Origin of the sequence: Nocardia araoensis NBRC 100135 (assembly GCF_000308435.1) — a bacterium.
Classification (GTDB): Bacteria; Actinomycetota; Actinomycetes; order Mycobacteriales; family Mycobacteriaceae; genus Nocardia; species Nocardia araoensis.
The window spans coordinates 17,054-31,579 of sequence record NZ_BAFR01000122.1 but is presented as its reverse complement, the minus strand read 5'-3'; the positions used below and the strand labels follow the sequence as shown (position 1 = coordinate 31,579).

The following is a 14,526-nucleotide window of genomic DNA, read 5'->3' as shown; positions in this document are numbered from 1 at the left end:
CGGTAGAGGTCGGTTCGACTCTGTGCGGGCGCATGCGCGCCGCGTAACGTCGTGCTACCCGGCGGTGCAGAGGAGCCGGCCATGCGTGCACGAATCGTCTATGAATCGATGTTCGGCAACACCGCGGCGGTCGCGGAAGCCATCGCCGAAGGACTGCGCGAGCACGCCGACGTGGAAGTCCTGCATGTGGCCGCGGCCGCCGAAGTGCCTGCTCCGAAGGTGCAGTTGCTCGTGGTCGGCGGCCCCACCCACACCTTCGGGCTCAGCCGCAGGCGTTCCCGCCGCGACGCCGCCAAGCGAACCGACGCGCCGATCGCCGACATCGGTGTCCGGGAATGGCTCGAAGCGGCATTGCCCGTTGCGCGGGGGCACGCCGCCGTGGCATTCGGCACCAAGCCGGCCGGTCAGTCGTGGCTGCCAGGATCGGCTGCCCGCGGCATCGGGAGACGACTGCGGCGTTTGGGCTACGCCCTCGCCGACGACCCGATGGATTTCCTCCTCGAAGACACGACCGGCCCGCTCGGTCCAGGGGAGCTGGAACGCGCCCGTGCGTGGGCCGAGCGCATCGCCCACACCGAACTCGACCGGATCTCGCACCCGGATTGCCGACGCCGCAACGATGAACGCGATCAACGACTCGAACAATGGGGCAGTTCGGGCTGATCCGGCGCTGCTGCCGAGTTCATCGGTAGCCGGATCGTCGCTCCGGCCTCGAGCCGGGCGGTCTGGTCCCGGCAGGTGACCTCGATCGGCGCCGACGCGCCGGAATCGGAGCTGATCTCGACGCCTTCGCCGGTGACGCGCACGGTCAGCCGATGGCCGCGATAGATCATCGGGAATGACAAAGCGCCCAGCGACTCGGGCCAATACGGGCAGAACACCAGGCGGTCGCGGCGCAGTTCCATACCGGTGAAGCAGCGTTGCAGCAGGTCGACGCTGCCCGCCATCGCGGCGAGGTGAATGCCCTCCGCGGTGGTGCCACCCTGGATGTCGGCGACGTCGGAGCCGAGCACCAGATCGAAGAACTCCACGACACGATCCCGGTTGGCCCGCGCGAGCACCCAGGAATGCACCAGCGCGCTCAGTGTCGAGCCGTGCGATGTGCGCGACAAGTAGTAGTCGATGGTCCGCGGAATCATCTCGCCGGGCAGTTCGTATCCGAGATCGCCGAGCAGTTCGCGAAGTTCGTCGGCCGACAGCAGATAGAACAGCATCAGGACATCGGCTTGTTTCGCGGCCCGATAGCGGTTGACGTCGTCGCCCTCGGCCTCGAGCAGACGGTCCAGCCGCTGGATGTTGCCGTATCGCCGACGGTAGTGGTCCCAATCGAGTTCGGCCAGTCGCTCGTAGCCCTCGAACTGGCTGATGACGCCGTCGTGGAACGGGACGTACATCCGCCGGGCCACCACGGTCCAGTGTTCCGCTTCCGACGGTCGCACCGACAGCTTCTCCAGCAACTCCGACCGTTCGCGCGGGGCGAGTAGGGCGAGAGCCTCGGTCGCCCGCAGGATCACCCACGCCGCCATCACATTGCTGTAGGCGTTGTTGTCGATACCGGCCTGCGGCGCGTCCGGATAGCCGGAATGGAACTCGTCGGGGCCGATCACGCCACGGATGGCGTAGCGGTCGCGCACGGCGTCGTAGCCGGCCAGGCTCGACCAGAAGCGAGCGATCTCCACCAGCAGCTCCGCGCCGCATCCGACGAGGAACTCCAGGTCGCCGGTGGCCTGGTAGTACTGCCAGACGTTGTAGCCGATAGCGAGCCCGATGTGGTGCGCGCGGCGACTGGGATCCGGATTCCACCGCCCCGACAGCGGATTCAGGTGCAACCGCTGGCTTTCTTCCCGGCCGTCGCTGCCGGACTGCCACGGGAACATCGCACCGGCCAGCCCCGCTTCCGCGGCGGCCCGCCTTGCCTCGGGCAGGCGGCGATAGCGGTACCGGAGCAGAGATCGGGTCAGGTCGGGAAAGCGCGGATTCAGCACGGGGAAGACGAACAACTCGTCCCAGAACACGTGACCGCGATAGGCCTCACCGTGCAGGCCACGCGCGGGCACGCCGACATCCATGTGCGTGGTGTTCGCAGAGAGCGTCTGCGCCAAGTGCAACTGGTGCAGGCGCACGATTCGCGTAGCGTCCCGCGCACCGTCCAAGTCGATGCCCAGCCGTGCCCACAGATGCTCCCACGCCACGGCGTGTCCCTCGAACAGATCCGCGTAGCTGTCGAAAGCGTCGATCCAGCGCGCGGCTTCCTCGTCGGGGCCCGCCGCGGCCGGATCACGTCCGGTGAACACGGCGACGATCTTCTCCACGGTCACCGCGTCCCCCGCGGTGACCGAAACGGTGAAATCGTGCCCGATCAGGCCGCCTTCGTGGATCGCCGCGCAGACCGAGTCGATCGGCTCCAGGCCGCGACGCAGACTGCTGCGCGTCGCGACGGCCACCGGTGTTCCCGAGACGCGGGTCCGTGCCGCGAGTAGAACCGATCCCGCGGACAGGTGGACGGCACGCTCGGTCACCAGGTGGGCGTCGGACAGGTCCCGGTACCGCTGCACCAGCTGATTGCGCACCGATCCGTCGATCGCCGAGCGAACGGTCACCGCACCCGACCAGTTCTCTGCGGTGATCGTCGTCGCCATGGCGCCCGAGTGCGGGCTGTGCATGGCGACGAACCGGCGTTGCGTCACCGCCGTGATCCGCCCGGAGGCGTCACGAAAGCGGAATCGCCGCACGAGTTCGGCACGGCGCAGATCGAGCTGCTGCCGGTAGTCCAGCAGGTCCGCCGTATCGATGTCGAACCAGTCGCCCTGTTCGATGCGGAAGGTGAGCGGGAGCCAATTGGGCAGATTGACCAGACTCTCGTTGTCGACCACGTGCCCGGCGATCATGTCGGAGAGCCGGTTGTACACCCCGCCCACATAAGTGCCCGGGTAGTGCACCGCTCCCGCCGCGCATTCCGGCGCCGCGCCGCGAGTGGCGAAATAGCCGTTGCCGACCGTGCACAGCGACTCGCGCAGCTTTTCCCGGCCCGGGTCGTATCCGTCGAAGCCGAGTGTCCACGACTCCGGCGCGGCGGCGACGGTTTCGGTCCGCAGCCGACGGGCCAGCCGATCGAGGAAGTCGCGAACCCGGTGCGGCCCGTCCACCGCGTACCGGGCGGCGGTGTGCCTGTCACCGGTCTCGTCGTGGCGCACGACGACGGCGAGCCCATCGGATCCGACGGCATCGAAGGCGTCTTCGTCGGTGAGGTCGTCGCCGAGGTAGATCGGAAACACCGGCTCGGTCAGATGGTCGAGAATCCACCGCACCGCGGCGCCCTTGTCCCAGTCCACATCCGGACGCAGTTCGGCGACGCGGCGGCCGTGGGTGACCCGCAACCCCGCGGTGTGCCCGGACTCGTGCACCGCGGCGACCACTCCCCCGACGTCTTCCGCCCTGACGTTGCGGTAGTGGACGGCGACCGCGAAGCGCTTGTGCTCCACCAGGACCCCGGTGACCTCCCGCAGGCGACTCCGCAGTTCGCCGGCCGCCGCGGTGAGCGCCTGCTCGGCGCCGGGCGCGGCATCGTGCACGTGCGCGGTACCGTCCGGGGCCACCAGATCGAAGCCGTGACTGCCCGCGTACCAGATTCCGGCGACACCGACGCGGGCGCGCAGATCGGCGAGATCACGGCCGCTGACCACCGCGACCGGGCATTGAGCGGCCAGCTTCCGCAATGCCGCCGCCACGCCTGCCACCGGTTCGGCGGCGGACGGATCGGCGACGATCTCGGCTACGGTGCCGTCGAAGTCGAGCAGCACCGCGGGCTTCTCCCTGCGCAGACGATCGGCGATCTGCGGCCAGCCCGACCTGACTTCCGGAATCTCCGACATCCGCCGGAATCCCCCGCGCAACCCCACCCGGGCGAGGTCGTCGACGACGACATCGGCTCCGCGCGCCAGCAACCGATCCGGCTTCGCCTGCCGGTCGACTCCGACGACCAGCGCGAAGCCCCCGCCGCGACCGGCCGCGACGCCCGCCTCGGCGTCCTCGACGACAACCGTCCGATCCGGTTCGGCCCCGAGTCTGCGCGCGGTCTCGACGAGCATCGCCGGATCGGGTTTTCCCGGCAGGCGCAATTCCTCGGCATCGTTCCCGTCGACCCGTACGGTGAACAGGTCAGCGACACCGGCGGCCGTGAGCACCTGCGCGCAGTGCCGGCTGGCGGTGAAGACGCCGGTGCCGATGCCCGCGGCGTTCAGACGGCGAACGAGGTCGGCGGTCGACGGAAACGCCCGGACACCGTCCCGCGCGACGCGCTCGCGGAACAGGCGATCCTTCCGGTTCCCGAGCCCGCAGACGGTTTCGGCCGTCTCCGGGTCGGCGGCACTGCCCCAGGGCAACGCGATACCTCGTGCCGTGAGGAAGTCCGCCACGCCTCGATAGCGCGGTTTGCCGTCGACGAAGCGGAGGTAGTCGGTTTCGGTGAACGGCGACCGGTCCTGGCCGGCGCCGGCGGGGCGCCGGGTGAGGAAGTCGTCGAACAATTCCGCCCACGCCGCGGCGTGCATCGACGCGCTGTCGGTCACCACCCCGTCCATATCGAAGATCACCGCGTCGTGGCGGCGCGAATCGATCCGAGGCGTCGCCTGCACACCGTTGCCCACGACTCCAAGCCTGACCGAGCCGCCGGGATCCCGTCCAGGGACGAAAGTCCGCAACAATCGCCTGACGTGAGGGCCACCAGCGGCGAGATCCGGGACCAACGACTGTTTTCCCATCGGCGTGGGAGACCTACCGTCGGCCCTATGAACGAGCTACCCACCGGAGAAACCATCGAGAAGGCCGTCCTCCTCGCCGGCCGGGCGCCGTCGCTGCACAACAGCCAGCCCTGGCACTGGACGTTCGACGGCCAAGCGCTGCGGCTGTTCGCCGTGCCCGAACGCCGGCTCCCGGCGACCGACACCGCCGGGCGTCAGATGCTGATCAGCTGTGGTGTCGCGCTGGGACATCTCCGCGCGGCCATGTCCGCTGCCGGTTGGCGCACCCTCGTGGCTCACTTCCCCAACCCGAATCGGCGCAATCATCTGGCCACGATCACGTTCCATCGGGCACATTTCGTGACCGACGGCGACCGCGCCCGCGCCGACGCCATCCTGCGCAGGCACACCGACCGGCTGCCGTTCGCGGCGCCGCCAGGATGGTCCGATTTCGAAACCGTGTTGCGCAGCACGTTCGACCCCACCGACGCCACGCTGAACGTGCTGCACGACGACAGCCGCCCCACGTTGGCCCGCGCCTCCGAGATGACCGCGTCCCTGCGCCGCTACGACCCGGATTACCATGCCGAATTGCAGTGGTGGACAGGGCATGTCGTCGCCGACGCGGGCGTACCCAAGGAGGCGTTGATCTCCGAGCAGGAACGGCAGCGGGTGAGCGTGGGCCGCAAGTTCCCTACCGTCGCCGGTGACCGGCGCGGTGAGGTCGCCGACGACCATTCGGTGATCCTCGTCCTGTCCACCGACAGCGACAGCCCCGACGACGTGGTGCACTGCGGTGAGGTGCTGTCCACGGTGCTGCTCGAGTGCACCCTCGCGGGCTACGCGACCTGCCCTCTGACCCACCTGACCGAGGTCCCGCAGAGCCGTGCGCTGGTCCGCACGCTGACCGACGGTTTCGGCTTGCCGCAGGTGCTGGTCCGGGTCGGCTCGGCGCCCGATTCCGCGCCGGAGCCTCCGCAGACGCCGCGCCGCCCGCTCTCGGAGATCCTCGATTTGTCCGGTCCGGAGGGCGAGGTGGACTGAGGCCACACCCGTCTCGGGACGTTGGCCCCCGCGCTACGGGCAGCAGTACCCTCCCGCCGCACCCGCCGCCCGAGCAAGCTGTGTGCTATGTCACCCCGTCATATACCTGGACGCCCACCCGGCGGAGCACCGGACCTGGACGCCGTGCCGCTGGCGGTTCCCGCGGTGGTGATCGCGTCGACCATGCTGGTCGGGATGCTGGTGGCGCTCGTGGTGTTACTGCCCGATTGGGCCCGCGACTACGGCGCGGGGCTGGTGTACCTCGCCGTGTTGATCTACGCCGGTCTGGCGCTGCGGCTGTTGTGGTGGGGCGTGACGCTCTTGCGTGCCCGGGTGGCGGACACCGACGACTAGGACGCCACGCGGAACGTCCCCGCGCGCCGGACCGGCACGCTCAGTCGGCGACGGTGACCAAGGACCCTGCGTCGCGGGCGGAACGCCCGTATTCGCCCCAGACCTTCGTGCGGACACTCGAATCATGACCGCGAACGACGAAGCACCCACCCGCTCGGTACCCGACCATCGGGTGATCCTCGCCGCGCTGCGGCTGGCCACCCGGGCGCCTTCGGTGCACAACACCCAGCCGTGGCGGTGGGTGTTCGACGGAACCCGCCTGCACCTCTACACCGACGCCGACCGGCTGCTGCCGTCGACCGACCCGCACGGCCGCCAGCTGGTGATCAGCTGCGGAGCCGTACTGCATCACGCGCGCACCGTCTTCGCCGACCAGGGCTGGCACACCGACACGGTGCGGGTGCCGGACCGCCAGCGCCCCGGCCATCTCGCGGTGATCGAGTTCCGGCAGTGGACGGACCCGCCCGAGGGGATCCATACCCGAGCACGCGTCATCGACCGGCGCCGCACCGACCGGTTGCCGATGACCGAACCGCAGGGCTTCGCCGACCTCCTGCCGCGGCTGCGGATGCTCACCTCCCCGCACGAGGTGGAACTCGACGTCTTGGACGACACCGCCCGTCCCCGGCTCGCCGCCGCCTCGGAGCAGGTCGGCGCTCTCCGGCGGCAAGACCTGCTCTATCAGACCGAATTGGAATGGTGGGCCGGACATTCGGAGGCGCTCGAGGGCGTGCCGACCTCCGCGCTGGCCTCCGACGCGGAATTCGCTCGGGTCGGCGTCGGGCGCGCTTTCCCCCCGGCTCCGCATTCGACGCGCCGGGCCCGGCTCGACGATCGCGCGCGTCTGGTGGTGCTCAGCACCGAAGGGGATTCGGTGACGCGGTGGCTGCACGCGGGCGAGGCTTTGTCGGCGGTGCTGCTGGAATGCACCACCGCGGGCCTGGCGACCTGTGCGCTCACCCATGTCACCGAACTGCCGACGACCCGAGGACTGCTCGCAGGCCTGGTTCCCCGTCCGGCGGCACCCCAGGTGCTGCTGCGAGTCGGCACCGCGCCCACCGACGACGCCGATATGGTCCCGCCGACTCCCCGGCGACCGGTGACGGACGTCTTCACTGTCACCGGCTCCCGCTGAACCCGCGGTCATCGACACCCGAAGGGCGGCGGCCCGCGCCCATGGCACCGAACGAATCGAGGAGGACGCGGTGGAATACCGGATCGCCCTGGTCGAGTCGGCACCGGAAACGGTGCTGCGGATGGCACGCCTGCTCCGTCCCGATCCGGGCCTGCTCGGCGAGGACATCGCCGAGGGAATGCGGGAAGTGACCCGGATCGTGCAGCGGGCCGGTTTGGTCGCCAGCGGCGCGCCGACGATCACATTCCCCGACGACACGCCCGAAGGCGAAGCGGCCGCGGTGGAATTCGGCGTCGCGGTGGAGCCTGCCCCCAATCTGGGGCCCAGTTCCGGCGCGCGAGTAGTCGTCCTGCCCGGCACTCTGGTCGCTCGCACCTGTCACCGCGGCAGCTACCGCGAGCTCGGCGCGGCATACCGGGCGCTGCGGGAATGGCTGCGCGACAGCGGCTATCGACCGATCGGTCCGCCCACCGAGGCCTACCTCATCGGCCCGGACGAGGTCACCGACGCTCGGCGTCTGCTCACCGAGATCCGGTTGCCGGTCGCCCCCGCCGCCACCGTCGCGGTGCATCTCGACGTGCCCTTCGACGAGACGGTGCGCAGGACCAGGGATACCTTGCGGGAGGCGGGACTGACGGTGGTCGCCGAAGTCGACCTGCAGGCCACCCTGCGCGAGAGCATCGGCGAACAAATCGAGAACTACCTGATGCTGGGCGTCTGCGACCCCCGGCTGACCTACCGGGCCCTGCTGGCCGACCGCCACGCCGGGGCGATGTTCTCGTGCGGTGTCGTGGTGCGCTCCACCGACACCGGCACACAGGTCGAGGTCGCCGATCCGGAACTGCTGGTGTGCGTCACCGCCGAGCCGGGGCTGCGGTCCGTCGCGGGCGAACTGCGACGGCGGCTCGCCGGCGCCTTGGCCGGCCTGCGTGACTCGGCACCCGCGCGAACGTGATCCGATCGCCTCCACGGTGATCCGGCATTCGGGGTGACCATGGTCCCGTCAGTGCGGGTACGAGTCCTCTCACCGGTCCCGGCTCGGGCGAGCAGTCTCGTCGATATGGAGCCGGAAGACGCCACCGGGCGGTCCTCGGCAGGGCGATCTTCGCGCGGACCGCCGCTCCAGCTCGGCACCCGGTCCCCCTAGGCACGATCAACCACGATTCACCCGTGAAAGGCACACGTCATGAGCTACCACCGCGACCCCCTCGCACCCGCGGTGCACACCGCGCACGAGTGGCTGCGCACGCTGACCGACGAACTCGCCACCGAAGACCGGGCATTCGCGCACCGCGCACTGCGTGCCTGGCTGCACACGGTGCGTGACCGCATCGGCGTCAACGCGGCCGCGCACCTGAGCGCCCAGCTGCCCGAACTCCTGCGCGGGATCTTCTACGAGGGCTGGGTGCCCGCACACGTTCCCTTCCCCCACGATGTGCCCTCCTTCCTCGATCAGTTCGCGCGGGAAGCGGGCGTCTCCCGGGACGAGGCCTACGCCCTCGCGGGCGCGGTGACCGACGCGCTGGCCGACTTGTTCTCGCCCGGCCAGCTCGATCACGTGTTCGCGTTGCTGCCGGAAGATCTGCGAGCCGTCCTGCGTGGCGCCGAGCTCGCGGGCACCCTGCAGGACACGGCGACACCGGTCGCGCGACCCGAATCGTCTCGTCTCGACGAATTGGACGGCAGGCTACGGGCGCTCACCGACGCCGTGGCGGTGCTCGCCCGCAGCATGGAAGAACTCTCCGGTGGCGCAGCGCCCGACAGCGCGCAGGTTTCCGCCGCGCAGCAAGCCCACCGGATCCTCATCGCCGAAGGACTCACCCGCTCGGAGGCGCCGACCTGATCGCGGCCGGGCGCCGGTCCAACCGCGCACGGCTCCGTCGTAAGCGAACATTTTCTCCGGCGCGTCGCGTCGCGCCGAGAGCGATATACTTGCGCGGCAAACGGCTAGGCCAGGCAGGAAGGGACTTTGGTCCGTACCGAGCAGCCTGCCCGATGCGTAGTGTCGGTCCCACCCGCCACTCCCGGATTGGACACTCGATGATCACGGTGTTTCTGGTGGACGACCATGAGATCGTCCGCCGCGGCCTCGCCGACCTGCTCTCCGGCGACCCGGAGCTCTCGGTGATCGGCGAAGCAGGCGATGTCGCCCAAGCCCTCGCCCGCATCCCCGCACTCCGGCCGGACGTCGCCGTCCTCGACGTGCGCCTGCCCGACGGCAACGGTATCGAGCTCTGCCGCGACCTGCTGTCCAAGCTCGACGATCTGCGCTGCCTGATCCTCACCTCGTTCACCGACGAACAGGCGATGCTGGACGCGATCCTCGCCGGAGCCAGCGGCTACGTCGTCAAGGACATCAAGGGCATGGAGCTGGCCAAAGCCATCAAGGAAGTCGGCGCGGGGCGCTCACTGCTCGACAACCGCGCCGCCGCCGCGTTGATGCAACGGCTGCGCGCCGACACCCACCACGACGGTCCTCTGGCCGGACTCACCGATCAGGAACGCAAACTGCTCGACCTGCTCGGCGAAGGCCTGACCAACCGCCAGATCGCTCAGCGGATGTTTCTCGCCGAGAAGACGGTGAAGAACTATGTATCCCGCCTGCTGGCCAAGCTCGGCCTGGAACGACGCACCCAGGCCGCGGTCTACGCCTCCAAACTCCGGTCCCGGCCGTCCGGCTCCACCATCGACTTCTGACCGGTGCCGGGTCCATTTCCGCCGGGCGGCGGCGTTCATTTCCGGAACCGGGTGAAATAGTCTTGATCCATGGCGAGAAGCCGCGCTGACGGCGTTCCAGGGGCGAATTCGACTGATTACGCGTCGGCCGAAACCTATTCGGTGCGCGATACGCTTTCGCAACTGCGGCTGCGCGAATTGCTCGGCGAGGTCAAGGACCGCATCGAACAGATCATCGACGCCCGCGACCGCATGGACGGCCTCGTCGAGGCCATGCTCACCGTCACCTCCGGCCTCGACCTCAACCGCACCCTGCGCACCATCGTGCACACCGCCATCTCCCTGGTCGACGCCCGCTACGGCGCACTCGGCGTCCGCGGCCACGATCAGCAACTCACCCAATTCATCTACGAAGGCATCGACCAACCCACCCGCGAGCTGATCGGCGACCTTCCCCAAGGCCACGGCGTACTCGGCCTGCTGTTCAGCCAACCCAAACCGATCCGCCTGGACAACCTCGCCGACCACCCCTCCTCGGTCGGATTCCCCGCCCACCACCCCCCGATGCGCACTTTCCTCGGCGTGCCCGTCCGCATACGCGACGAAGTATTCGGCAACCTCTATCTCACCGAGAAGGCAGGCGGCCAGCCCTTCACCGAAGACGACGAAGTCATCGTGCGAGCCCTGGCCGCCGCGGCCGGAATCGCCATCGACAACGCCCACCTCTACGAGTCCGCCCGCACCCGCCAAGCCTGGATCGAAGCCACCCGCGACATCGCCACCGAATTCCTCGCAGGCACCGCTCCGGACCAGGTCCTGACCCACCTCGTCGAAGCCACACACCGGCTCACCGGCTCCGAACGGACCTACCTGGCGGTCGTCCCGGACTCCGAGGGGTCGCCCGAGGAGATCACCGAGCTTCTGATCACACACACCGCGGGCGCCACGCACGACCAGCGGCTGATCAAGTTGCCGTTGGGAGACAGCACCATCGGCCAGGCGTTCCGACTGCGTTCCCCCCAGCAGGTGGACGACGCTCGCCGCGCGGATCTCGGCAAGATCTTCCCCGATGCCGGGCCCGCGCTCGTGCTGCCCATGCAGACCTCCGACACCACGGTCGGCGTGCTGGTCGCGCTGCGGGCGGTGGAATCGGCGCCCTACAGCAACGAGACCCTCGCGTTGACGGCCGCCTTCACCGACCAGGCGGCGCTGGCGATGCAACTGGCCGACGCGCAACGGCGCATGCGGGAACTGGACATCCTCTCCGACCGCGACCGCATCGCACGCGACCTGCACGACCACGTCATCCAGCGACTGTTCGCCGTCGGGCTGAGCCTGCAGGGCACCGTTCCCCGCACCCGCGTTCCCGAAGTCCGCGAGCGCATCAGCGAGGCCATCAACGACCTGCAAGACGTCGTCCAGGAAATCCGCACCTCGATTTTCGACCTGCACGGCGGCACCGGCGACAGCGCGCGGGTGCGGCAACGCATCGAGGAAGCGATCCGCCAGCAGGCCGCCCCCAGCGGCATCCGCACCTCCGTGCGCATCAGCGGCCCGCTCTCGGTGATCGACCCCGAACTGGCCGATCACGCCGAAGCCGTGGTGCGGGAAGCGGTCAGCAACGCCGTCCGGCACTCCGGAGCCGACACCGTCTCGGTCGAGATCACCGTCGCCGACGACCTGACCATCGTCATCGAGGACGACGGCTGCGGCGTGCCCACCGATGTCACTCCGCGCGGTCTGTCCAATCTGGCCCGGCGGGCCGAAGAATCGGCGGGTACCTTCACGATCACGGCCGCCAACGGGCCGGACGGACGTACCGCGGGCGCCCGGTTGTGCTGGCAGGTGCCGCTGCGCTGACCGTTGGAGTCATGTGCTGGGCGCGCCGGAGCCGACGAGCGAGGAGGGCCATGTCCGAGGAGCCGACCGAATGGGGTGGGGCGCTGTGGGCAGCCGCCGACCTCGTGACGCCGATGGCCATCCGCGTGGCGGCGACATTGCGGCTGGCCGATCACGTCGCCGCAGGCAGGCAGACGAGCGAGGCGCTGGCCGCGGCGGTGGACGCGGATCGCGACGCGCTGGGGCGTCTGCTGGACCACCTGGTGACCGCCGGTGTGCTCGCTCGTGCGGGCTCCGGCGGCTACGGGCTGACGGCGTTGGGTGAGCGCCTCCGCGACGATCATCCGGACGGAGTACGACGCTGGATCGATCTGGAGGGTGCCATCGGGCGCGCGGATCTGTGCCTCGTCCAGCTGTTGCACACCGTCCGCACCGGTGAGCCCGCCTTTCCGCGTCAGTTCGGCCGGACGTTCTGGGACGACCTGTCCGCCGATCCTGTGCTGGGAGCGTCGTTCGACGCTCTGATGGGCGCCCGGCTGGCGGCAGATGCCCCTGCGGTGGCCGACGCCTACGCCTGGGGCGCACTCGGTCACATCGTCGACGTCGGCGGGGGCGATGCCAGCTTGCTCATCGCCCTTCTGCGCGCCCACGGCGAACTGCGCGGGACGGTGCTCGACCTGGCCGGCCCGGTCGCTCGTGCACGGCAGGCCATTCGCTCGGCGGGCCTCGACCACCGGGCCGACGCGCGGGTCGGCAGCTTCTTCGATCCCCTTCCCGCCGGAGCCGGCGGCTATCTGCTCTCGGGTGTGCTGCACGACTGGGACGACGAGGCCGCTGTCCGAATCCTGCGACGCTGTGCCGGCGCGGTCGCGGAGCAGGGAAGGGTGCTCGTCGTGGACCACATCGGCGATGCCGACGGCGGCCCACCCGACACCGAAGGAGACCTGCGGATGCTGTGCTACGTCGGCGGCCGGGAACGCACCCTGGACCGGTTGCGCGAGATCGCCGAGTCGGCCCGCCTACGGGTCGGCTCGGTCGTTCCGGCCGGTTCCCGCTCGATCGTCGAGTTGCGTCTTGCTGATCCAGCAAAACCCGAGTGACGATTCCCGCGCCGATCGCCTCGCGACGGTTCACTGTCCGGGAATGTCGCGGTCCGAGGAGCCATCTCAGGTGGCCAGGTCCAGGGTGTCGAACCGATGTGCAGACCAGATGCGGCGGGAGCGTTCTTCGGGGTAGGGCCGAGTGACCGGCTCGGCGCTGTACACGCGGGTGGAGCGGGTGTGCGGATCATAGGGAGCCCAGCCGGGATCGCCGGTGGTCGCGAAGTTCAGCCAATCGGTGCGCATGTGCCGGGAGACCCGGATGGCTTCGGCCGCCGCGCTCGGGCCCGCTGCGGGGTGGCCCCGCACCTCGTCGAGGTCGAGCGTGCCGAACACGAGCAGGAAATCCAGACTGTGCGAGGCGCCCTGCTCCGGGTGGTAGCTCCAGCTCAATTCGTAGACCCAGGCGTGCCCGTTGCCGGCGTGCCGGGCGTCGGCCAGGTGTAGGCAGGGCATCCGGAACAGCCAGTCGGAGTTGACGACTTCATAGAGTTCCCCGGCCGTGGCGTCGGCGTAGGCGGCGCGGTAGCCGTCGCTGCCGTGCGGGGCGGGCGCGAGACGATCGAGGGCGGCGGTCACCTGCTCGTCGGTCACCTCGCTGCCGAACCAGTTGTCGAACAGCCGGTATTCGTCCCGAGTGTGGCCCACGAGCAGATCGATGTCCCGTGCCGCGCCGTCGGCGAGCGCGGCCCATGGCGAGCGCGCCAGGTGCTCGCCGTCGACGACGGGTGAGAACGGTGTCGGGGTCAGTGCCATGGGACCCCAGGAATCGACGAATTCGGGCATCTTCCGGATGAGCGCGTCCGTCGCGCCGATCAGTGTGCGCGGAGGGATACGAGCCAGCTCATCGAGGGTGGCCCGGACACCGAGTTCCGCGACGATCGTCGCCGTCACCGCGGCGGCGAGCCTTCGGGAAAGGAAAGTGCCCGGAGGACTCTGGGCGATCGCTCGACGAAACAGCCCCGCCGCCAGCGGCATGGCGAGCAGCGCGGCGATGCAGCCGGCCCCGGCGGACTGGCCGAACACGGTGACGTTGCCCGGATCGCCGCCGAACGCGGCGATATTGTCCTGTACCCATCGCAAGGCGGCGGCCTGGTCGAGAATCCCGCGGTTGTCCGGCGCTCCGGCGATGTGGGCGAAGCCTTCCAGGCCGACGCGATAGTTCATGCTGACCACCACCGCACCGCACCCGGCGAGCGTCGCGCCGTCGTGGTGTGGGTTACCCGAGGTGCCCTCCAGGTATTTGCCGCCGTGGATCCACACCATCACCGGTAGTCCGGCGGCGCCGAGGTCGGGTGCCCAGACGTTGAGCGTCAACCAGTCGTCGGAGCCCTCGTCGGCGCCGGCCGTCGCGCGGCCTGCCGAAGGTACGGGTGGACCGAATTCCAGCGCGTCCCGAACGCCGTCCCACGGGTGTGGCGGCACGGGAGCCGCGAACCGCAGTTCGCCCACCGGCGGCCGGGCATACGGGATGCCTCGGAACACGGCGACGGGGTCCTCCCACCTGCCACGTACGATCCCGGCAGCCGTGCGGATCTCGGGCTGGATCCTCATCCGACCTACTCACTTCCTGTCCGACGTATGACACGGGCGATGAGCGTGCCCGCGGACACGCTAGAGCGAGCAGCCGGGTTCGAGC

Annotated in this window: 11 protein-coding genes; 9 read left to right on the top strand and 2 right to left on the bottom strand. The window is 69.6% G+C overall.

What is annotated here, in order from left to right:
* Positions 1 to 81 precede the first annotated feature (81 nt).
* Positions 82 to 663, top strand: coding sequence for a flavodoxin family protein (locus ON21_RS15790; protein WP_083880651.1), 582 nt, complete (start codon positions 82 to 84; stop codon positions 661 to 663).
* Here ON21_RS15790 and otsB read toward each other — a convergent pair.
* A complete protein-coding gene (otsB, locus tag ON21_RS15785; protein ID WP_281032669.1) occupies positions 630 to 4,646 on the bottom strand; it encodes a trehalose-phosphatase in 4,017 nt (1,338 codons plus the stop codon). The two genes, ON21_RS15790 and otsB, sit on opposite strands and share 34 nt — an antisense overlap.
* 141 nt (positions 4,647 to 4,787) lie before the next feature.
* Here otsB and ON21_RS15780 point away from each other — a divergent pair, with 141 nt between their 5' ends.
* The 8 genes from ON21_RS15780 (at position 4,788) to ON21_RS15745 (ending at position 12,887) form a co-directional block, all read left to right on the top strand.
* The gene (locus ON21_RS15780) at positions 4,788 to 5,783 is read left to right on the top strand and encodes an Acg family FMN-binding oxidoreductase (protein ID WP_039798729.1); all 996 of its coding nucleotides are present in this window, start codon (positions 4,788 to 4,790) and stop codon (positions 5,781 to 5,783) included.
* 87 nt (positions 5,784 to 5,870) lie between these two features.
* Positions 5,871 to 6,137 carry a hypothetical protein gene (locus tag ON21_RS15775; RefSeq protein WP_157170846.1) on the top strand — a complete coding sequence of 89 codons (267 nt, stop codon included), beginning with the start codon at positions 5,871 to 5,873 and terminating at the stop codon, positions 6,135 to 6,137.
* A 124-nt stretch (positions 6,138 to 6,261) separates the two neighbouring features.
* Positions 6,262 to 7,272: an Acg family FMN-binding oxidoreductase gene (locus ON21_RS15770; protein ID WP_051020846.1), complete on the top strand. Its 1,011-nt coding sequence runs from the start codon at positions 6,262 to 6,264 to the stop codon at positions 7,270 to 7,272.
* 70 nt (positions 7,273 to 7,342) lie between these two features.
* The gene (locus ON21_RS37150; RefSeq protein ID WP_051020845.1) at positions 7,343 to 8,227 is read left to right on the top strand and encodes a DUF302 domain-containing protein; all 885 of its coding nucleotides are present in this window, start codon (positions 7,343 to 7,345) and stop codon (positions 8,225 to 8,227) included.
* Positions 8,228 to 8,458: 231 nt separating this feature from the next.
* Positions 8,459 to 9,115, top strand: a complete 657-nt coding sequence (locus tag ON21_RS15760; RefSeq protein ID WP_039798725.1) for a DUF2267 domain-containing protein — start codon at positions 8,459 to 8,461, stop codon at positions 9,113 to 9,115.
* A 197-nt stretch (positions 9,116 to 9,312) separates the two neighbouring features.
* On the top strand, positions 9,313 to 9,969 hold the full coding sequence (locus ON21_RS15755; RefSeq protein ID WP_039798724.1) for a response regulator: 657 nt from the start codon (positions 9,313 to 9,315) through the stop codon (positions 9,967 to 9,969).
* Positions 9,970 to 10,038: 69 nt separating this feature from the next.
* Positions 10,039 to 11,808 carry a sensor histidine kinase gene (locus ON21_RS15750; protein ID WP_083880649.1) on the top strand — a complete coding sequence of 590 codons (1,770 nt, stop codon included), beginning with the start codon at positions 10,039 to 10,041 and terminating at the stop codon, positions 11,806 to 11,808.
* 50 nt (positions 11,809 to 11,858) lie between these two features.
* A complete protein-coding gene (locus tag ON21_RS15745; RefSeq protein ID WP_039798722.1) occupies positions 11,859 to 12,887 on the top strand; it encodes a methyltransferase in 1,029 nt (342 codons plus the stop codon).
* Positions 12,888 to 12,953: 66 nt separating this feature from the next.
* On the opposite strand, the gene ON21_RS15740 is transcribed toward ON21_RS15745, so the two are convergent.
* Positions 12,954 to 14,441: a carboxylesterase/lipase family protein gene (locus ON21_RS15740; RefSeq protein ID WP_039798721.1), complete on the bottom strand. Its 1,488-nt coding sequence runs from the start codon at positions 14,439 to 14,441 to the stop codon at positions 12,954 to 12,956.
* Positions 14,442 to 14,526: the final 85 nt, after the last annotated feature.